Source organism: Arthrobacter sp. NPDC097144 (assembly GCF_044762205.1).
In the GTDB taxonomy this organism is placed as follows: domain Bacteria; phylum Actinomycetota; class Actinomycetes; order Actinomycetales; family Micrococcaceae; genus Arthrobacter_B.
Window position 1 is genome coordinate 239,187 of record NZ_JBIWDW010000003.1, and the last position, 18,746, is coordinate 257,932.

The following is an 18,746-nucleotide window of genomic DNA, read 5'->3' on the forward strand; positions in this document are numbered from 1 at the left end:
CCCTATGTTCTCACTCCAACCGTGCGGCGCTTAAACCGGGGGCCGCAGGAGGGGTCAGAGGTAGCGGGGGAGAATTTCCCGCGCAAGATCTGCGATGCGCCGCTCGTTCGGGAAGGAAAGCCGCTTGCCGAGCTCCGCCAGCGGCACCCAGGCCACGTCCACAGCCTCATGGTCCGGGTCATTTTCAATCGTGAGGCGGCCGCCGGTGGCAGTGAGCAGGAAGTGGTGCACGGTTTTGTGCACGCGGTGCCCGCTCACCGTGAACCAATAGTCGATACTGCCCAGGGCCGTCAGGATGCGGCCGTCAATGCCGGTTTCCTCGGCGATCTCCCGGACCGCAGCTTCGCGGCTGTCTTCCTCATTCTCCGGATGGCCCTTGGGCAGGCACCATTCCAGCCGTCCGCCGCGGTTGAGGCGGGCAATAATGGCCACGGGGAGTTCGGGGGACGTGGAATCCACCACAATGCCTCCGGCGGAAACCTCTTCCACAGTGGGAAGGGAAGGCTGCACCGGATGCGCGCCGGCGCTGCCCATTGACGCCGTCAACGGGGTTCGCTTGGGTGCGCTCGGTACGGGATGGGCCATAGGACCACTCTAACGATCTTTGTCCGGGGATGATGACTGTGCGGGAGCACCCCGGAGCAGAAGCGGCAATGCCCGGCGTGTCCGGTCCCCGCAGGGCGTCCGCTGTGCGTCTTCCGGCCTTTTATCTGGCACGCTTAAAGCACTATGGCGCACCTCTTTGACAGCTCGGTCCTGAAAACTCCCCTCCCCTCCGTCGTCGGCGACCTGGGGGAGTTGTTCCAAGCGGCGGGTTATGAGCTCTCCCTGGTTGGCGGACCCGTGCGGGACCTCTTCCTGGGACGCGTCTCCCCGGACCTTGATTTCACCACCAACGCCCGCCCGGATGACATCATCGGCATCATCCGCCGCTGGTGCGACACCTACTGGGAGATCGGCCGCGCCTTTGGAACCATCGGAATGCGCAAGGACGGTTTCCAGATAGAAATCACCACCTACCGGGCCGACGCCTATGATCCGGAGTCACGGAAACCCGAGGTGGCATTCGGAGACAAGCTCGAAGATGACCTGTTCCGCCGGGACTTCACCATGAATGCAATGGCCCTGCGCCTGCCGTCCATGGAGCTGGTGGATCCGTTCGGCGGTGCAAGGGATCTGCACGCGGGCTTCGTGCGCACCCCCGGCGCCCCCTCGACGTCGTTCTCCGACGACCCGCTGCGCATGATGCGCGCGGCCCGTTTTGCCTCCCAGCTGGAAGTGAACGTGGCACCGGAGGTTTTCGAGGCCATGAAGGACATGGCGGGGCGGATCACCATCATTTCCGCCGAACGCGTCCGCGATGAGCTGGTGAAACTGATCAAGGGCAAGGCTCCGTGGACCGGAATCGACCTGCTGGTGGAAAGCGGGCTGGCCGAGTATGTCCTGCCGGAGGTATCCGCCCTGAAACTGGAGATCGATGAGCACCACCGCCACAAGGATGTGTATCAGCACTCGCTGACGGTGCTTCGGCAGGCCTGCAGCCATGAGACGGACGCCGACGGCGCGGTTCCGGGACCCGATTTTGTCCTGCGGTTCGCGGCGCTGATGCACGACGTCGGCAAGCCGGCCACGCGCCGCTTCGAGCCCAACGGCTCGGTGAGCTTCCTGCATCACGACGCCGTTGGCTCCAAGCTGACCGCCAAGCGGATGAAGGCACTGCGCTTTGACAATGACACCATCAAGGCCGTGTCCCGGCTGGTGGAGCTGCATATGCGGTTCTACGGCTACGGCGACGCCGGCTGGACCGACTCTGCCGTCCGCCGTTACGTGAACGACGCCGGACCCCTGCTGCAGCGCCTGCACCGGCTGACCCGTTCCGATGTCACCACCCGCAACCGGCGCAAGGCCGACCGCCTGGCTTTTGCCTATGACGACCTGGAGGCACGCATCACCGCGCTCGCGGAACAGGAGGAACTGGCCGCCATCCGACCTGACCTGGACGGTGAACAGATCATGGCCCTGCTCGGCATCCGGCCGGGTCCCGTCGTCGGCCGCGCCTACCGGTTCCTGTTGGAAGAGCGGATGGAAAAGGGACCTTCCACGGAGGCCGAGGCAGCCGCGGTGCTCCGGGCCTGGTGGGCCTCCCAGCCCGAGAATGCGGGCACCTCCAGACCCGCAGCAGCGGATGAACACGACGCCGCCGACGCCGCCGTGCAGACCGCTGCAGACCGCTCCGGCAACGACTCCGAAGAAGGCACCGCCCGCGGCGGTGCCAAAATGGAGTAGGACGGATACCCGTCCGCTGTAGCGGAAGGAAGTAAATGAGCGACGCTGAGGACTTCGGTCCGGCGGTTCCGGATACGACCCCGGCAGGCACCCGCCTGCCGCGACTGTGGCTGCTGCGCCACGGTGAAACGGAGTGGTCCCGCGAGGGCAACTACACGGGTCTGACGGACATACCACTGACAGAAGCGGGCGAGGCACAGGCCGTCGCGGCGAAGGACAAGATCGGCCGGATTGATTTTGATCTGGTGCTCTCTTCCCCGCTTGCCCGGGCGCGGCGCACCGCGGAACTCGTGGGCTACCCGAACCCGCAGATCCTGCCACACGCCCACGAGTGGGACTACGGAGACAACGAGGGACGCAAGAGCACGCAGGTCCGCGCGGAGAATCCCGGATATCTCATCTGGAAGGACGGGGTCCCCAACGGGGAAACGCTGGACCAGGTGGCAGAGCGGGCGGACCGCATCATCTCCCAGGTACAGGCCGGCTGCGGTACACCGATGGACCGCACTCCGGACGCCGATCCCGTTGAGAAGGTCCTGCTTGTGGCACACGGGCACTTCCTGCGGATCCTTGCGGCCCGCTGGCTTGGCCTTCCGGCCGACCACGGACGGCATTTGGTGCTCGGCACAGCGGCGGTCTGCACCCTTGGCTGGGACAAGCACACCCCCGCAATAGTGCGCTGGAACTATTAATCTCCAAAAGAATGTAAAAAAGTTTCCGTAAATGCCTTGGCAGGAGACGGAAACGTGTTGTATGTTTTTTCTGTGACCACCTTTCTTGCAGGTGGAACGCATCCCGATTAACCAAGTTCAATCCGGTTTAGAGCATCCAGCATCTGGCCGGCCATCCGCAATTCCACGCACTCATGAAAGGGAGGTGGGGTTATGATCATCCACGAATTCCTCACAGCAACGGTGGTTGTCTGCCCGCAGGCACGCATGCCCATCCCTTCGACTGAGGGGCCGTTTGTCCGGCCTTTTGGAATGCGGGTGGCCGGCGCTGCTGACGGACTCACCGGCGCCTCGGGTTATGGATCGTCCCCGCGGCGAACCGGAGCCCCCGGCTTCCCCGGGTAACCACCGCAGCCACGCAGCGGACCGCCCTGACTCAGCCCTGGTCCTCCCGCTGAACCATCCTGAAGTTTCAGGGAACCGTCTGCGGTTCCCGGACTTGGCTTTATGCCCGAAGGGGCATATCTTCCGGCACGGACTCTGCCACAGTGTTGGTGCGTTGGGGTAGTTGGGGTTTGGGTTCATTGACGGCGCGCAGTCCCAGGCAGCGGATTTAGCAGCCTGATGACTGTTTGCGGCACGTTGTCGGGAATCCGCTGAGGCACAACCCGCCGTGAGGCAACCCGGCTGCGTCCCGTACCGCCCCTGCGGTACGTCAATTAATTCGAAGAATTACTGTCGAAAATTGGCCACCAGCCGGCGTCGCTAACCCTCGGAAATCCGACGGTATTTCCCTTTTCCTTATTGATTCTTTTGTGCACCCTAAAAATGGATGCGCCCTTTTCCGGAGATTACTCATGCCTAATTCCAGCCTGCCCTTTTCCGTTTTTGCCGAAACCCCCGTCCTGCCCGAAACCCCGGCCCTGCCGCCGGCGGTGCGGGCCGATCACCCGCCGTCGGTTCCTGGCCCGCAGGCACGCCCCCGGCACATCCGGAAGGAGGTATTCCTGATGTTCTTCCGCCTGCTGGGCTCCTTCGCCCGCTCGGATGCCGTCCACCAGGCCCGTCTGGACGCGTACTGGAACGGACCGTCATGGCATCTGATGACACGCAGCACCTGGTCGGTGAAGTAGCAACCCGAACCGACGGGAACAAAACCGGTGGAGTCCGCGCTGTACACGGTGGACTCCATCGGTGTGTGCGGCCTGACCGGTGGAATCACTGACAATCGGCTCCGGCGCGGGTGTGAGCGGTGCAACTGCAACCGGTCGGAAACCATGCTCCCGGCCGCGGCGTTATAAAGTCAGTAGGGGACATCGAACAGCGGCCGGCCAGGAAGGGAGTGCTGTTGCTTCAGGTAAAGCGTGTCGCCATGCTCTCCTTGCATACGTCACCCTTGGAGCAGCCGGGCTCCGGCGATGCCGGCGGAATGAACGTTTACGTCCGCTCGGTGGCCGTTGAGCTGGCCAAATCCGGCGTCGGAGTAGAGATTTTCACCCGTGCCTCTGATCCTCATCACCCCCCGTCGGTGGAGTTGGCTCCCGGCGTAACGGTCCACCACGTTGCTGCCGGACCACGCAGAAAGATTGCCAAGGAAGCCCTTCCCGCCCTCGAAGCTGCCTTGGCCGCCGGCGTCGCCGACCTGCAGCCCTACCGCGCGCCGCGCCGCTTTGATGTCATCCACTCGCACTACTGGGTCTCCGGTACCGCTGGACTGGCTGTTGCCCGGGCCTGGGACCTTCCGCTGGTGCACACCATGCACACCATGGCCCGAGTGAAAAACCTCCGGCTGCAGGCCGGCGAAAAGCCGGAACCGCAGGTACGGATTGACGGCGAGCAGGACATCGTGGACGGCGCCACCCGGCTGATCGCCAACACCAGTACCGAAGCCGCCGAGCTGGAATCCCTTTACGGTGCCAACCCCCGCGAAGTGGACGTGGTGGCACCCGGGGTAGACCTGAACATTTTCTCCCGCCGGAATTCCGATGCCTCGCGCGCCGCACTGAACATCCCGCAAAACGTGTTCCACGTAGTCTTCGCGGGCCGCATCCAGCGGATGAAAGGTCCCCAGGTGCTGGTGCGGGCCGCCGCTGAGCTCCACGCCCGGCGGCCGGACATTCCGCTGCACGTCACCATTCTGGGCGCCGGCAGCGGGTCCGAGGTCCTGGATCTGCAGCCGCTGATCGATTCGCTCGGACTCCACGCGCAGGTCTCGCTGCGTCCGCCCGTAGGCGCCGCCGAGCTCGCCGGCTGGTTCCGGGCCGCCGACGTCGTTGCCGTGCCGTCCTTCAGTGAATCCTTCGGGCTGGTGGCTCTCGAGGCGCAGGCCTGCGGCACACCCGTGGTGGCCGCCAACGTGGGCGGACTCCCCAAAGCAGTGGGCCACGGCCGCACCGGACTGCTGGTGGACGGGCATGACAGCGCCCGCTGGTCCGCTGAGCTGGAACGGCTGCACGACGACGCCGGGTTCCGGCGAGCGCTGGGCCGCGGCGCCGCCGTGCATGCGTCGGCTTTTGGCTGGAACCGCACGGCCATGCTCACCGCGCAGAGTTACCTGCAGGCTGCCGAGCAGTTCTCCGCGCATTCGGTCCGCTGATAGTTTGGGCATACGTCACGACTGCCGGTGAAAACCACCGGCAGGAACCGGAAGGACCGCAACGATGCGCGCTGCCGCTGACATGGCCAGTGATTTGGAAATCTCCCGCCGGGCGGTGATGAAGCCCATCACCGAAATTGCCCGCGCTGCGGGAATCCCCGAAGAGGCCCTTGAACTCTACGGCCGGTACAAGGCAAAGGTGGATCCGCTGCTGGTGCCGCCGCGGAAAACCCGGGGCAAAGTGGTACTGGTTACCGCCATGAGCCCCACCCCTGCGGGCGAAGGAAAATCCACCGTAACCGTGGGCCTGGGCGATGCTTTGGCCAAAGCCGGGGCGAACACCGTCATAGCGCTGCGGGAACCCTCACTGGGCCCGGTTCTGGGCATGAAAGGCGGAGCCACCGGCGGAGGCTATTCCCAGGTGGTGCCCATGGAGGACATCAACCTGCACTTCACCGGAGATTTCCACGCCATCACCACTGCCAACAATGCCCTGACGGCCCTGGTGGACAACCACATTTACCAGGGCAACGAATTGGGGATCGATCCCCGCCGCATCACGTTCCGCCGGGTCATGGACATGAACGACCGCTCGCTGCGCGACATCGTCATTGGATTGGGCGGCCCCACCCAGGGCACCCCCCGCCAGGACGGCTTCGACATCACCGTCGCCTCGGAAATCATGGCGGTGTTCTGCCTTGCCCGCGACCTCAGCGACCTCAAGGCGCGGCTGGCCCGGATTACGGTGGGATACACCTACGACCGGCGGCCGGTGACGGTGCAGGACCTCGGGGTGGAGGGCGCCCTGACGCTGCTGCTCCGGGACGCCGTCAAGCCCAACCTCGTCCAAACCCTGGCCGGCACGCCGGCACTGGTCCACGGCGGTCCGTTCGCCAACATCGCCCACGGCTGCAACTCGGTGATTGCCACCGAACTGGCCCGCACCGTCGGGGACATTGTGGTCACCGAAGCCGGTTTCGGCGCGGACCTGGGTGCGGAAAAGTACATGGACATCACCTCGCGGGCAGCGGACGTGGCCCCGGACGCCGTCGTCGTGGTGGCCACCATCCGTGCTCTGAAGATGCACGGCGGCGTGCCGAAGGACCGGCTGGGCGAGCCTGCTCCGGCGGCGCTCGAAGCCGGTGCTGCGAACCTGCGCCGGCATCTGGGAAACATCTCAAAGTTCGGGCTGAGCCCGGTGGTGGCCGTGAACACCTTCACCACGGATACGCCGGAGGAAGTTGACTGGCTTCTGCAGTGGTGCGCCAATGAGGGCGTGGCGGCCGCTGCTGCGGACGTCTGGGCGCAGGGCGGGGGCGGAAACGGCGGCGATGAGCTGGCTGCCAAGGTGCTGGCCGCGCTGGAGGAACCGACGGATTTCCGTTTCCTCTACCCGGCTGAGATGCCCGTCGAAGAGAAAATCCGCACGGTGGTGCGGGAAATCTACGGAGCCGACGACGTCGAATTCGCCCTGCCGGCGCTGCGCCGCCTGGAGGAGATCAGGGCCGGGGGCTGGGATTCATTGCCGGTGTGCATGGCCAAGACCCAGTACTCGTTCTCCGACAATGCCGCGCTGCTCGGGGCGCCGACCGGTTTCACGGTGCACGTCCGGGATCTGATCCTGAAGACCGGCGCCGGATTTGTGGTGGCGCTGACCGGGGCCGTGATGACCATGCCGGGGCTGCCCAAGGTGCCGGCGGCGATGCGCATGGACATCGCCGCCGACGGGACGCCGACAGGCCTGTCGTAGCCCCTAGCCCTTCCCCGGGCCGCGAGATGGCAGAAGGTGTCCCTCCCAGCGCTGGGAAGGACACCTTCTGCCATCTCGCGGGGTGCGCGGAGAAGAGGTTAGCGCTCAACCTCGCCGCGGATGAACTGCTCCACTTTTTCCTTGGCAATGTCATCGTTGTACTGCTCCGGCGGGGACTTCATGAAGTAACTCGACGCCGAGAGGATGGGTCCGCCCACGCCGCGGTCCAGGGCAATCTTGGCAGCCCGGACCGCGTCGATGATGACACCGGCGGAGTTGGGGGAGTCCCATACCTCCAGCTTGTACTCCAGGGACACCGGTGCGTCGCCGAAGTTGCGGCCCTCAAGCCGCACAAAGGCCCACTTGCGGTCATCGAGCCAGGCCACGTAGTCGGAGGGACCGATGTGGACGTCGTCGGCCTTCAGATCCGCAGAGGTGTTGGACGTGACAGCCTGCGTCTTGGAAATCTTCTTCGATTCAAGCCGCTCGCGCTCAAGCATGTTCTTGAAGTCCATGTTGCCGCCGACGTTGAGCTGGTAGGTGCGGTCCAGGATGACTCCGCGGTCCTCGAACAGCTTGGCCATCACACGGTGCGTGATGGTGGCGCCGATCTGGCTCTTGATGTCGTCGCCGATAATGGGAACGCCGGCGGCGGTGAACTTGTCCGCCCATTCCTTGGTTCCGGCAATGAACACCGGAAGGGCGTTCACGAAGGCGACGCCGGCGTCGATGGCGCACTGGGCATAGAACTTGGCAGCCTGCTCGGAGCCGACCGGCAGGTAGCAGACCATGACGTCAACGGCGTTGTCCCGAAGGGCGGCAACAATGTCCACTGCCTCGGCGTCGGACTCCACGATGGTTTCGCGGTAGTACTTTCCCAGGCCGTCCAGGGTGTGGCCGCGCTGGACGGTGATGCCGGTCTGCGGGACGTCGGCAATCTTGATGGTGTTGTTCTCGCTGGCGCCGATCGCGTCCGCGAGGTCCAGGCCCACCTTCTTGCTGTCGACGTCGAAGGCGGCCACAAACTGCACGTCGTTGACATGGTACGGACCGAACTTCACGTGCATCAGCCCGGGAACGGTCTGGTTGGGATCCGCGCTGCGGTAGTACTGCACGCCTTGGACTAGGGACGCCGCGCAGTTGCCGACACCCACGATTGCGACCCGAATGGGGTTCATTGCCACAGTTCTCCTTTGAAGAAAAGTAATTCAGTGCCGCACCGGAGGCGGCAAAGACCGGCCCAGTCTACGGCCTCAACCCGAGTGGTTAGTGTGCGCCGTCACAGCATCAGCCGGAAGCCAATTACCCGACACGGTCATCAAAGCCCGCAGCGCCGGCGGTCATACTGGTAACCATGGAGCCCAAGCCCCGACGCCAGCCGCTGCGGATAGTGGTGCCCAGCCGCAACGATCCGCTCCTGAGAAAGCTCACCGAAGCAGTCGGGGGGCCGCTGGGGCGGTACACCGCCCCCGGAATCGTGACACCGGGATTCTTTACCGTGGAACGGGTCCTGATCCTGCTGACCACCGCGGCCGCGGTCCTGGCCGTGCTGATCAAGACTCCCTGCCGGGTGGGCGGCTGGACCTCCCCGGACCACTTCTACCAGGCGTGCTATTCGGATTGGCCCGTCCTTTTTGATTCCCGCGGCCTGGCCGAGGGTGTTTTCCCCTTCCTGACCCCGGGAGCCAGCTTTGAATACCCGGTGCTGCTGGGGCTGCTGGCCGGAGCCACAGCCCTGCTGGTACCGGGCGGCGCAGCTGCGGACCGTGCCCTGGCCTATTTCGACATCAATGCCGTGCTGGCCGTCCTGGCCTGGACCGCCACGGTCACGGCCACCATGCGGATGACCAACCGCCGGCCGTGGGACGCGGCCATGGTTGCCCTGGCGCCGGCCATGGTCCTTTCGGTCTTCATCAACTGGGACATATGGGCGGTGCTCCTGGCCACTCTGGGGATGCTGGCCTTTGCCCGCAACCGTCCGGTGTCCGCGGGCGTGCTTCTGGGGCTGGGCACCGCGCTCAAGCTGTACCCGGTCCTAATTCTGGGGGCCATCCTGGTCCTCGGCCTGCGGACCCTTCGGCTGCGCCCGGTGGTCCAGACAGCGGGAGCGGCAGCCGCCGCGTGGCTCGCGGTGAACGTTCCGTTCATGATTTCCGACTTCATCGGCTGGAAGTTCTTCCTCACCTACACGGGCGAACGTCCGGCCGGATACTCGTCGGTGTGGTTTGCCTGGAACCTGCTCGCCGGGAGCTGGGGACAGCCGGAAGCGGATCCGCGGTTCATCAATTTCTGGGCCTACTTCCTGTTCGCCGCTGCCTGCGCCGGCATTGCCCTGCTGGGGCTTGCCGCACCGCGCCGCCCCCGGCTGGCGCAGCTGGCCTTCCTGATTGTGGCGGCCTTTATCCTGACCAACAAGGTGTATTCTCCGCAATTTGTGCTGTGGCTGATCCCGCTGGCAGCGCTGGCACGGCCGCGGTGGCGGGATTTCCTGATCTGGCAGTTCTTTGAAGTGCTGCACTGGTGGGCAATCTGGATGTATCTGGGTTCCCTCACCTCCGGCGGCTCCGACCGCAGCAACATTGATGCGGCCTACTATGTGTGGGCAGTGGCCGGGCACTGGCTTGCCACTGCCTGGCTGATGATGAGGGTGGTCCGCGATATCCTCGATCCGGCAGATGATCCGGTGCGCCGGCTCAACGTCGATGATCCCCAGGGCGGTCCCTTCGACCACGCGCCGGACCGGTTCCGGCTGGGCCGCAAAGCCCGACAGCCGGCGGCTATCCGGACCCCGGCAGAGGAAGCAGGAATCCCGTGACGGATGTTTCAGTAGTAGGCGCCGGCCCCAACGGACTGGCCGCCGCCGTGATCATGGCCCGTGCCGGACTGTCGGTGCGGGTGTTTGAAGCGGGAGCCACCGCGGGCGGCGGAAGCCGGACGAAGGAACTCCTGGAACCCGGGCACCGGTACGATGTCTGCTCCGCCGTGCATCCCATGGCCCTGGCCTCGCCGTTCTTCCGCCGCTTTGAGCTGGCCAACCGGATTGCGCTCACCGTGCCGGAGATTTCCTACGCACATCCGCTCGACGGCGGCGATGCCGGCCTGGCCTACCGGGACCTGGAGCGGACAGTGGCAGGTCTTGGCGCGGACGGCCCGGCGTTTAGGTCCCTGATGCAGCCGCTGGTGGAGCGCAGCGAGGACATCACGGAATTCCTTATGTCCCCGCTGTTCCGCGGCTACCGCAAACCCGCAGCCGCGCTGGCCTTCGGGCGTGCCGCCCTGGACCAGGGCACCGTGCTGTGGAACCGGCGGTTCTCCACTGACAAGGCGCCTGCACTGCTCACCGGGGTAGCGGCCCACCCGGTGGGCCGCATGCCCTCGCTCCCCTCCGCCGGCGGCGGCCTGCTGCTGTCACTGCTGGCCCATACGGTGGGCTGGCCCGTGCCCGACGGCGGTTCGCAGGCCATCGCCGACGCCATGGTCCGGGACCTGCAGGCGCACGGGGGAGAAGTGGTCACCGGCCACCGGGTGTCCTCCCTGGATGAGGTCAGCAGCTCCAAGACGGTGCTGCTCGATGTTTCTCCGAAGACGCTGCTGGAGCTTGCCGGCCCGCGGCTGCCTGGCCCGTACGCCCGCGCACTGAAACGGTTCCGCTACGGAAACGCCGCCTGCAAGGTGGATTTCATCCTCTCGGGGCCCGTTCCCTGGGCGAACGACGGGGTGAACCGGGCAGGAACCGTCCACCTGGGAGGACGGCGTGCCGAACTGGCCGAAGCTGAAGCACAGGTGGCCGCCGGACAGCATCCCGCCAAACCCTATGTGCTTTTGTCCCAGCCCAGCAGCTTCGATTCCTCCCGCGCACCAGCCGGCCGGCACATCCTGTGGACCTACTGCCACGTTCCCGCCGGTTCCACCGTGGACATGACCGAAGCCGTCACTGCACAGATCGAACGCTTCGCGCCCGGCTTCCGCGACGTCGTCGTCCGCTCGCAGGCCACAACGGCGGCGGATCTGGAGCGGTACAACGAAAACTATGTGGGCGGGGACTTTGGCGGCGGCGCCGTAAACCTGTGGCAGATGGCGGCCCGGCCCGTTCTCGCCCTGAACCCGTGGCAAACCCCGCTGCCGGGCGTCTACCTGTGCTCGGCGTCCACGCCGCCCGGACCCGGTGTCCACGGGATGGGCGGATTCCATGCCGCGGAACTGGCTTTGCGGAGGGACCACGGACTTCCGCTGCCGGACCTGGGCACCGGAAACTAGCTTCGGGGAGGAGCAGCCCCGGCAGGAGGCCGGCGCCTAAGCTTGTATGTTTAAATCCGGCGCAACGCCGCTCACGCTTTTGCAGGGGGAATGGAATGCATAACCAGGACGGCGGGGTGCCGGGACACCCCGACACCCTTGTTCTGCCCGTCGAGCCCGGACGCCGGGACCCGCAGTGGTGGCTGGCGGTGCGGGCCGCACTCCTTGCGTATGCCCTGACCCTGGGAGCCGCGCTCGTCACCATGGCGCTGCTGGTCCTTGGCTTCTTCGTGGGCGGCACCGGCGCCCTGGACGCCATGACTGATTCCGCCTCCACCATGGGTGCACGGCTTGACGGCCCCTCGGCGCTGCTGATCTATCCGTTTTTCCTGGCCTCCATGGCGCTGGGCGGCACAACTGTCCTGACTGTCTCCTCCGCTGTGTACTCGGCTGCCGGGCCGCTGGTGAGTGTCTGGACCGGTGTGCTGCCGCTGCTGCTGTCCGGGGTTGCGGTCCTCACCCTGTGGCGCCAGGGCCGTCGTGCCGAGCGCAGGCAGCCGCTTGAATCCGGTGGAGCGCGGTGGCTGTACGCGGGGGTGACCGGTCTGGCGCTCGCCGTTTTCTCCGTGACATTGAGCCTGCTGTTTTCCCTGCGTTCGGAGACCGACCTTGGTGCCGTGTTCCTGACCGCAGCCTCACCGAGCCTCGTGGCCGGGGCGGTGCTGCTGGGAACCGGTGCCAGCTGGGCCGGACGGAAAAAAGAGTCCGGCACGCCTTTGCAGTGGTTCCTCCGAGCGGAGCACCTCCTGCCGGAACTCCGGGCTGCCCTTCGCTTGGCCTGCGGCCATTACCTGTTCTACACAGCAGCGGCCGGAGCGATCCTGCTGGTTGCCGCCCTGATCCGGGGCGGAGTGGCAGTGGCCTTCGCCGCACCGCTGTGGCTGCCCACGGCGTCGGCCTGGGCGTACGCTGCAGGCCACTTGTCCACCGTCGCCAACCGGGACCTGCCCGGAGGCGGCCAGATTCCGGCCTCGGTAGCTGATCTGCCGGTCTGGGCCGGTGCAGCAGCCGGAATTCTGGGAGTGCTGCTGGCAGCGGCGGCGTCACTGGCCTGGTTCCTGGCCCGGCAACACGGTCACGGCCCGGGGCAGCCGGCACGCCGCACGTCGTGGCTGACCCTGCCGGTGGCCTTTGGCCTCGTCGGGGCTGCCGTCACCCTGCTGAGCCTCGTGGCCGCGGGCCGGGTGGGAACCGGCAGCGACGGGCTTGGTCCGGGAATCGGAACCCTCGGACCGGCCTGGTGGACGTTCCTGGTTCTGGCCGCCTGGGGAGCGGTGATCGAGCTGGGCGCCCGGATCCTGGCGCCGCAGGTGGCGCATCTGGTGCCGCACCGGATCAGCAGCTTCATCACCGGCAACACCCCGAAGTAGGGGTGATGTGCGCGGCGGGAACCGGCCTCCCCCTTGCGCCCGGGGCTCCGGCATGGCGAACTGGAAGCAGGAGGTGCACCGATGACCGAGCACTTGAACAACCACCACAGGGACACGCTGGAGCAGATCCTGCGTCATCCCACCAGCTCCAACATTGAGTGGAAGAAGGTGGTGTCCCTGCTGGAAGCGGTGGCCGACACCACGCGCGAGCACAACGGCAAGTACGAGGTCACCATCGCGGGGCAGACGGATTATTTGGAGCCGCCGCGGGGCAAGGACATCGACGAGCAGACCGCCGTGGACCTGCGGAAGATCCTGACCCGGGCCGGCTACACGCTGGATACCAAATAACCCCGCCGCCCTTCCGGGCAGCGGGGTGGCAAGGCCCTACTCGACCGTGAGTTCGCCCATGCGGGACCAGTCTTCGCCGTCGATGACCGTGTTAATGATCTTCGGAGTCTCCACCAGCGCCTGGACCATGTCCTTCATGGCCTGCTGGAAGTGGTCGCTGCCCACGTGGGCCTCTGCGGCGTCGTCCCGGAAGGCCTCGACCAGGACGAACTCGTTGGGGTTTTCCAGGCTGCGGGACCAGTCGAACCACAGGTTGCCGGGCTCTGCGCGCGTGGCTGCAGTGAAATCGGCGGTCAATTCCGGCCAGCGCTCCACCCATTCGGGCTTGACGTTGAACTTGACGGTAATGAAGATCATCTTCGCTCCTTAGCGGGGTGTTTCCGGCAGGCGTCCCGGGCGGGGACGCGCGGCCTTCATCGTAGGCACGTCAGTGCGGCGGCTGTCCATCCCGGCGGATGGGAGGATGGATGCGTGGCACACCTCGACGTATCCAACATTGACTATTTCCTGTCCGACGGCCGGCAGCTGCTCAACGCCGTGAGCTTCAAGGTGGGGGACGGGCACAAGACTGCCCTGATCGGCCCCAACGGCACCGGAAAGACCACGCTGCTGCGCATCATCGCCGAGGACATCAAGGCGGATGAGGGCACGGTCTCCAAATCCGGGTCCATGGGGATCATGCGCCAGTTTGTGGGCCAGGTCCGTGATGACAGCACGGTCCGGGACCTGCTGGTGTCCGCGGCCCCGCCCGCCCTCGCCGCCGCCGCCAAGGCCGTGGACGACGCCGAGCTGGCCATGATGGAGCACGACGACGAACCCACCCAGATGCGCTACGCCACGGCGATTGCCGACTGGGGAGATGCCGGCGGCTACGAGCAGGAAACCGTCTGGGACGAGGTCACCATGGCGGCCCTGGGCATGCCCTTTGACCGCGCCCAGTACCGCAAGGCCTCCACGCTGTCCGGCGGCGAGCAGAAACGCCTGGTCCTGGAAGCCCTGTTCTCCGGTCCCGATGAACTGCTGCTGCTGGACGAGCCGGACAACTATCTGGACGTGCCCGGCAAGCGCTGGCTGGAAGCCAAGCTGGCCGAGTCCAGGAAGTCCGTCCTGTTTGTCAGCCACGACCGTGAACTGCTGGACAACGCCGCCACCCGGATCGTCACCCTGGAACCGGGCATCAACGGCGCGTCGGCCTGGATCCACGGCGGCGGCTTCAGCAGCTACGTCACCGCACGCGAGGACCGTAACGCCCGGTTCGAGGAACTGCGCCGGCGCTGGGACGAGGAGCACCTGAAGCTCAAGGAACTCGTGAACATGTATAAGAACAAGGCGGCGTTCCGTTCCGACATGGCCAACCGCTACCAGGCTGCGCAGACCCGGCTGGCCAAATTCCTGGAGGCCGGACCGCCCGAGGCACTGCCGATCGAGCAGAACGTGAAAATGCGCCTGCGCGGCGGCCGCACCGCCAAGCGTGCCGTGGTTGCCCAAAAGCTGGAGCTGACCGGGCTGATGAAGCCGTTCAGCACGGAAATCTGGTTTGGCGACCGGGTGGGTGTGCTGGGCTCCAACGGCTCCGGAAAATCCCACTTCCTGCGGCTGCTGGCCCTGGGCGGAACCGATCCCGACCGGGAACATGAGCCGGTCTCCGAGGTGGAGATTGCTCCCGTTCCGCATGCGGGCTCCGTCAAGCTTGGTGCCCGCATCCGGCCGGGATTCTTCGCCCAGACGATGATGCGCCCGGACCTGCTCGGCAAAACCCTCCTGGATATCCTGCACCGCGGTGACGAGCACCGCTCCGGACTGGGCCGTGAAGCCGCCGCCGGAGCGCTGGACCGCTACGGCCTGGCCGCGTCCTCCGAGCAAAAGTACGACTCGCTCTCCGGCGGGCAGCAGGCCCGGCTGCAGATCCTCCTGCTGGAACTCTCCGGCGCCACACTGCTGCTGCTGGACGAACCGACCGACAACCTGGACCTGCACTCCGCCGAAGCACTGGAAAAGGCCATCGACGCCTTTGAGGGAACGGTCCTGGCCGTCACCCACGACCGCTGGTTCGCCCGCAGCTTCGACCGGTTCCTGGTATTCGGCTCCGACGGCAAGGTCTACGAATCCGAAACCCCCGTCTGGGACGAAAAACGAGTGGTCCGCTCGCGGTAGGGGACAATGTTGCCGTGATCGAAAAGAACCAGACTGACTCTGCCCTAAAAGACACCGTCCTCAACAAGGCACTGATCGCCGTTTTCGTGGTTTTCGGCCTCAACGGCCTGGTTTTCGCCAGCTGGGCGGCCCGCATCCCGGCCGCCGCCCAGGACCTCGGCATCGGTGCCGCTGGTGTTGGCCTGCTGCTGCTGTTTTCCGCCGTCGGCTCGGTGCTCGCGCTGCCGCTGGCCGGCTCGGTGGCCCAGCGGATCGGCACTGCCGGCACCGTGCGCGCCGGCGGGATTACGACGTCGGCCGCTTCCCTGATCATCGCAGCGGGACTGTACACCGGCTCTATTCCCCTGACCGCCGGCGGCCTGCTCGTCTTCGGTGTCGGGATTGCCGGCTGGGATGTTGCCATGAACCTTGAGGGCGCGGACGTGGAACGGCAGCTTGGGCGGACCATCATGCCCAAATTCCACGGAGCCTTCTCCGGGGGGTCCTTTGTGGGCGCCCTGATCGGCGCCGGCTTGTCCTCCCTGGGGGTCTCACTGTCCCTGCACCTGCTGGCCATCCTGACCGTGGTCTGCATTGCGGTGCTGATTGTGCCGCGCAACTTCCTGCAGGTCTCCCACGCTGACCACGGAACGGATTCCACCGGCGCGCGGGTGACGCCGTCCCGTTTCGGCGCCTGGAAGGAGGGGCGCACGCTGTTGATCGGCGTCGTCGTCCTGGGGGCCGCACTGACCGAGGGAGCGGCCAACGACTGGGTTGCCAAGGCGACGGTGGACGGATTAGAAACCAGCGAGTCCACCGGCGCCGTGATGTTCGCTGTTTTCGTGGCCGCGATGACCCTCACCCGCTGGTTCGGCGCCCGCCTGATCGACCGGATGGGCCGCGTGCCGGCGCTGCGGATGTGCATGGGCGCGTCCCTGGTGGGCCTGCTGCTCTTTGTCCTGGCACCCAACCTCCCGCTGGCCGCCCTGGGCGCCGTGCTGTGGGGCATCGGTGCGGCACTGGGCTTCCCGATGGGCATGTCCGCCGCCGGAGAGAACCCGGCACACGCAGCAGCCCGGGTCTCCGTCGTGTCCACCATCGGCTACTCGGCCTTCTTCATCGGGCCGCCGGTGCTCGGCTTCCTCGGCGAACACTGGGGGATCCGCAACTCGCTGCTGGTGGTGGGCGCAGCCATGCTGCTCTCCATCATTTTTGCTCCCGCCGCCGCAGAACAAAAGGAATCCTCGGACGCGCGGTCCTGATTCGGGGACCGGTTGAGGGCCCGGTGAATCCCAACAGAATCCCGGACCCGAAATATGCGGACCGGATGTGTCCGCAATGGGGCTTCCGGAGGCGGGCCGCAGGGTCTACTTTCGGACGATGTCCACTTCCCCCAACCCTTCACCGGGGCTGCCCGGCCCCGCCCCCGCCCCCGGCCTGATTCAGGCAGAGGGAGTCAGAAAGGTCTACAACTCCAAGTCCGGTCCGGTCCGGGCCCTGGACGGCCTGGACATCTCCGTTCCCGAAGGTACGGTCATGGCACTGCTGGGACCCAACGGTGCCGGGAAAACCACCGCCGTCAAGGTCCTCACCACGCTCATCAGGCCCGATGCCGGCACCCTCACGATCGACGGCATGAACGTGCTGACCGCTCCGAAGGATGTCCGCCGGATTATCGGCGTCTCCGGCCAGTACGCCGCGGTGGATGAAAACCTCACCGGCCAGGAAAACCTGCGGATGGTGGGCCGCCTCTATCACCTGCCGGGCCGGCAGGCACGCGCCCGGGCCGCTGAACTGATCGATATGTTCGAGCTCACCGATGCGGGAAACCGCCCCGTCAAAGGCTATTCAGGCGGCATGCGCCGCCGGCTGGACCTGGCCGGGGCCCTCGTCAACAGTCCGCGCGTCCTGTTTCTGGACGAGCCCACCACGGGCCTGGATCCGCGCAGCCGCCTGGCCCTGTGGGACGTCATCAAGGATCTGGTGGCTGCCGGCACCACCCTGCTGCTGACCACCCAGTATCTGGAGGAGGCAGACCAGCTGGCGGACACGGTAGCCGTCATTGACCATGGTGCGGTGATCGCCGAGGGCACCTCGGACCAGCTGAAGTCCCGGATCGGCGGCCACAGTGTTGCGGTGGCGCTGGTGGACGGGAACGACGCCGAGACCGCCCGCGGCATCCTGGCCCGGTACGGCTCGGGGACGCCCCACACCGCCGATGACGGCCGCAGCCTGGAAGTAGCGGTGCAGAACGGTCCGGCATCACTGCAGCTGATCCTGGCGGACCTGCAGGCCGAGCATATTGACCTGCATGACGCAGGCATCCGCCGGCCCACCCTTGATGATGTGTTCCTGCAGCTGACCGGCCGCCCCACAGAGGCGGATCCTGAGCCGGAGGCTGCCCAGGACAAGGAAGGAGCCCGGAGATGAGTGCCGCTGCAGTAAGCATTCCGGCCGGCCGCGGCACGTCAACCGCAGCCAACTGGGCAGCCGACGGCTGGACCGTCACCAAAAGAAACCTGATCAAGATCAAGCGCTCGCCGGACATGATCGTCTTCGCGGTGCTGCAGCCCATCATGTTCGTCCTGCTGTTCAGCCAGGTCTACGGCGGGTCGATCAGCGTGGCAGGCACCGACTACACCCAGTACCTGATGGCTGGAATCTTTGCCCAGACAGTGGTCTTCGGATCCACCTTTTCCGGGGCCGCCATGGCGCAGGACCTGAAGGAAGGAATTATCGACAGGTTCCGCACCCTGCCCATGAGCCCCTCCGCGGTGCTGATCGGGAGGACCAACTCGGACCTGGCCCTCAACGGCATCTCCATGCTGATCATGATGGGCACCGGGCTGCTGGTGGGCTGGCGGGTCACCACCAACTTTGCCTCCTTTGCGGCAGCCGTCGGACTGTTGCTGCTCTTCTCCTACGCCTTCAGCTGGGTCATGGCGCTGCTGGGCATGACCGTCCGGACTCCGGAAACGATCAACAACGCATCCTTCATCATCCTGTTCCCCATCACCTTCATCTCCAACGCGTTTGTACAGAGTTCCACGCTTCCGGGGCCGCTGCGCATCTTCGCGGAATGGAACCCGGTGTCCGCCCTGGTGCAGGCAGTGCGGGAACTATTCGGCAACCTTGGCACCGCGCCCGTGCCTGACACCTGGCCCATGCAGCACGCCATTGCTACGGTGCTGATCGGATCGGCTGTGATGCTGCTGGTCTTTGTTCCCCTTGCCGTGCGGAAATTCGCGTCGGTGAGCTCCAGGTAGGTCCGTCCGTTCCCTGTGAGGACACGC

General features: G+C 65.9%; 16 protein-coding genes. 13 read left to right on the plus strand and 3 right to left on the minus strand.

The window, feature by feature from the left end; translation table 11 throughout:
* Positions 1 to 54: 54 nt before the first annotated feature.
* Positions 55 to 585 (minus strand): NUDIX hydrolase, encoded by a 531-nt coding sequence (locus ACIQXM_RS08130; RefSeq protein WP_400930204.1) that lies wholly within the window; start codon positions 583 to 585, stop codon positions 55 to 57.
* Between the two features lie 144 nt (positions 586 to 729).
* Here ACIQXM_RS08130 and ACIQXM_RS08135 point away from each other — a divergent pair, with 144 nt between their 5' ends.
* The 5 genes from ACIQXM_RS08135 to ACIQXM_RS08155 all read left to right on the plus strand — a co-directional run bounded on the left by ACIQXM_RS08135 (position 730) and on the right by ACIQXM_RS08155 (position 7,303).
* Positions 730 to 2,286 (plus strand): CCA tRNA nucleotidyltransferase, encoded by a 1,557-nt coding sequence (locus tag ACIQXM_RS08135; RefSeq protein ID WP_400930207.1) that lies wholly within the window; start codon positions 730 to 732, stop codon positions 2,284 to 2,286.
* Between the two features lie 35 nt (positions 2,287 to 2,321).
* Positions 2,322 to 2,978, plus strand: a complete 657-nt coding sequence (locus tag ACIQXM_RS08140; RefSeq protein ID WP_400930210.1) for a histidine phosphatase family protein — start codon at positions 2,322 to 2,324, stop codon at positions 2,976 to 2,978.
* Positions 2,979 to 3,814: 836 nt separating this feature from the next.
* On the plus strand, positions 3,815 to 4,090 hold the full coding sequence (locus tag ACIQXM_RS08145; protein WP_400930213.1) for a hypothetical protein: 276 nt from the start codon (positions 3,815 to 3,817) through the stop codon (positions 4,088 to 4,090).
* Positions 4,091 to 4,329: 239 nt separating this feature from the next.
* Positions 4,330 to 5,553, plus strand: a complete 1,224-nt coding sequence (gene mshA, locus ACIQXM_RS08150; protein WP_400930216.1) for a D-inositol-3-phosphate glycosyltransferase — start codon at positions 4,330 to 4,332, stop codon at positions 5,551 to 5,553.
* Between the two features lie 64 nt (positions 5,554 to 5,617).
* Positions 5,618 to 7,303 (plus strand): formate--tetrahydrofolate ligase, encoded by a 1,686-nt coding sequence (locus tag ACIQXM_RS08155; protein WP_400930219.1) that lies wholly within the window; start codon positions 5,618 to 5,620, stop codon positions 7,301 to 7,303.
* A 98-nt stretch (positions 7,304 to 7,401) separates the two neighbouring features.
* Here ACIQXM_RS08155 and ACIQXM_RS08160 read toward each other — a convergent pair whose 3' ends face one another.
* Positions 7,402 to 8,487, minus strand: a complete 1,086-nt coding sequence (locus ACIQXM_RS08160) for an inositol-3-phosphate synthase (protein ID WP_400930222.1) — start codon at positions 8,485 to 8,487, stop codon at positions 7,402 to 7,404.
* 170 nt (positions 8,488 to 8,657) lie between these two features.
* Between ACIQXM_RS08160 and ACIQXM_RS08165 the strand changes: the two genes are divergently transcribed.
* The 4 genes from ACIQXM_RS08165 (at position 8,658) to ACIQXM_RS08180 (ending at position 13,320) form a co-directional block, all read left to right on the plus strand.
* The gene (locus tag ACIQXM_RS08165) at positions 8,658 to 10,118 is read left to right on the plus strand and encodes a glycosyltransferase family 87 protein (protein WP_400930225.1); all 1,461 of its coding nucleotides are present in this window, start codon (positions 8,658 to 8,660) and stop codon (positions 10,116 to 10,118) included.
* Positions 10,115 to 11,560, plus strand: a complete 1,446-nt coding sequence (locus tag ACIQXM_RS08170) for a phytoene desaturase family protein (protein WP_400930228.1) — start codon at positions 10,115 to 10,117, stop codon at positions 11,558 to 11,560. Before ACIQXM_RS08165 ends, ACIQXM_RS08170 begins: the two co-directional genes overlap by 4 nt.
* A gap of 95 nt (positions 11,561 to 11,655) precedes the next feature.
* The gene (locus ACIQXM_RS08175; protein WP_400930231.1) at positions 11,656 to 12,969 is read left to right on the plus strand and encodes a hypothetical protein; all 1,314 of its coding nucleotides are present in this window, start codon (positions 11,656 to 11,658) and stop codon (positions 12,967 to 12,969) included.
* An 81-nt stretch (positions 12,970 to 13,050) separates the two neighbouring features.
* The gene (locus ACIQXM_RS08180) at positions 13,051 to 13,320 is read left to right on the plus strand and encodes a hypothetical protein (RefSeq protein ID WP_400930234.1); all 270 of its coding nucleotides are present in this window, start codon (positions 13,051 to 13,053) and stop codon (positions 13,318 to 13,320) included.
* A 36-nt stretch (positions 13,321 to 13,356) separates the two neighbouring features.
* On the opposite strand, the gene ACIQXM_RS08185 is transcribed toward ACIQXM_RS08180, so the two are convergent.
* Positions 13,357 to 13,677 carry a putative quinol monooxygenase gene (locus ACIQXM_RS08185; protein WP_400930237.1) on the minus strand — a complete coding sequence of 107 codons (321 nt, stop codon included), beginning with the start codon at positions 13,675 to 13,677 and terminating at the stop codon, positions 13,357 to 13,359.
* A 114-nt stretch (positions 13,678 to 13,791) separates the two neighbouring features.
* Here ACIQXM_RS08185 and ACIQXM_RS08190 point away from each other — a divergent pair, with 114 nt between their 5' ends.
* From ACIQXM_RS08190 to ACIQXM_RS08205, 4 genes are all read left to right on the plus strand, one after another.
* Positions 13,792 to 15,474: an ABC-F family ATP-binding cassette domain-containing protein gene (locus ACIQXM_RS08190; protein ID WP_400930240.1), complete on the plus strand. Its 1,683-nt coding sequence runs from the start codon at positions 13,792 to 13,794 to the stop codon at positions 15,472 to 15,474.
* Between the two features lie 14 nt (positions 15,475 to 15,488).
* Complete coding sequence (locus ACIQXM_RS08195) at positions 15,489 to 16,715, plus strand: MFS transporter (protein WP_400930243.1); 1,227 nt, start codon at positions 15,489 to 15,491, stop codon at positions 16,713 to 16,715.
* Between the two features lie 118 nt (positions 16,716 to 16,833).
* Positions 16,834 to 17,883, plus strand: coding sequence for an ATP-binding cassette domain-containing protein (locus tag ACIQXM_RS08200; RefSeq protein WP_400930246.1), 1,050 nt, complete (start codon positions 16,834 to 16,836; stop codon positions 17,881 to 17,883).
* The gene (locus ACIQXM_RS08205; protein WP_400930249.1) at positions 17,880 to 18,719 is read left to right on the plus strand and encodes an ABC transporter permease; all 840 of its coding nucleotides are present in this window, start codon (positions 17,880 to 17,882) and stop codon (positions 18,717 to 18,719) included. The genes ACIQXM_RS08200 and ACIQXM_RS08205 overlap by 4 nt, the downstream gene beginning before the upstream one ends.
* Positions 18,720 to 18,746: the final 27 nt, after the last annotated feature.

What these genes read in the sequence shown, in the direction of transcription:
- ACIQXM_RS08130 (WP_400930204.1), bottom strand. Translation starts at nt 585, where the DNA reads ATGGCCCATCCCGTACCGAGCGCACCCAAGCGAACCCCGTTGACGGCG.
- ACIQXM_RS08135 (WP_400930207.1), top strand. Translation starts at nt 730, where the DNA reads ATGGCGCACCTCTTTGACAGCTCGGTCCTGAAAACTCCCCTCCCCTCC.
- ACIQXM_RS08140 (WP_400930210.1), top strand. Translation starts at nt 2,322, where the DNA reads ATGAGCGACGCTGAGGACTTCGGTCCGGCGGTTCCGGATACGACCCCG.
- ACIQXM_RS08145 (WP_400930213.1), top strand. Translation starts at nt 3,815, where the DNA reads ATGCCTAATTCCAGCCTGCCCTTTTCCGTTTTTGCCGAAACCCCCGTC.
- mshA (WP_400930216.1), top strand. Translation starts at nt 4,330, where the DNA reads ATGCTCTCCTTGCATACGTCACCCTTGGAGCAGCCGGGCTCCGGCGAT.
- ACIQXM_RS08155 (WP_400930219.1), top strand. Translation starts at nt 5,618, where the DNA reads ATGCGCGCTGCCGCTGACATGGCCAGTGATTTGGAAATCTCCCGCCGG.
- ACIQXM_RS08165 (WP_400930225.1), top strand. Translation starts at nt 8,658, where the DNA reads ATGGAGCCCAAGCCCCGACGCCAGCCGCTGCGGATAGTGGTGCCCAGC.
- ACIQXM_RS08175 (WP_400930231.1), top strand. Translation starts at nt 11,656, where the DNA reads ATGCATAACCAGGACGGCGGGGTGCCGGGACACCCCGACACCCTTGTT.
- ACIQXM_RS08180 (WP_400930234.1), top strand. Translation starts at nt 13,051, where the DNA reads ATGACCGAGCACTTGAACAACCACCACAGGGACACGCTGGAGCAGATC.
- ACIQXM_RS08185 (WP_400930237.1), bottom strand. Translation starts at nt 13,677, where the DNA reads ATGATCTTCATTACCGTCAAGTTCAACGTCAAGCCCGAATGGGTGGAG.
- ACIQXM_RS08200 (WP_400930246.1), top strand. Translation starts at nt 16,834, where the DNA reads ATGTCCACTTCCCCCAACCCTTCACCGGGGCTGCCCGGCCCCGCCCCC.
- ACIQXM_RS08205 (WP_400930249.1), top strand. Translation starts at nt 17,880, where the DNA reads ATGAGTGCCGCTGCAGTAAGCATTCCGGCCGGCCGCGGCACGTCAACC.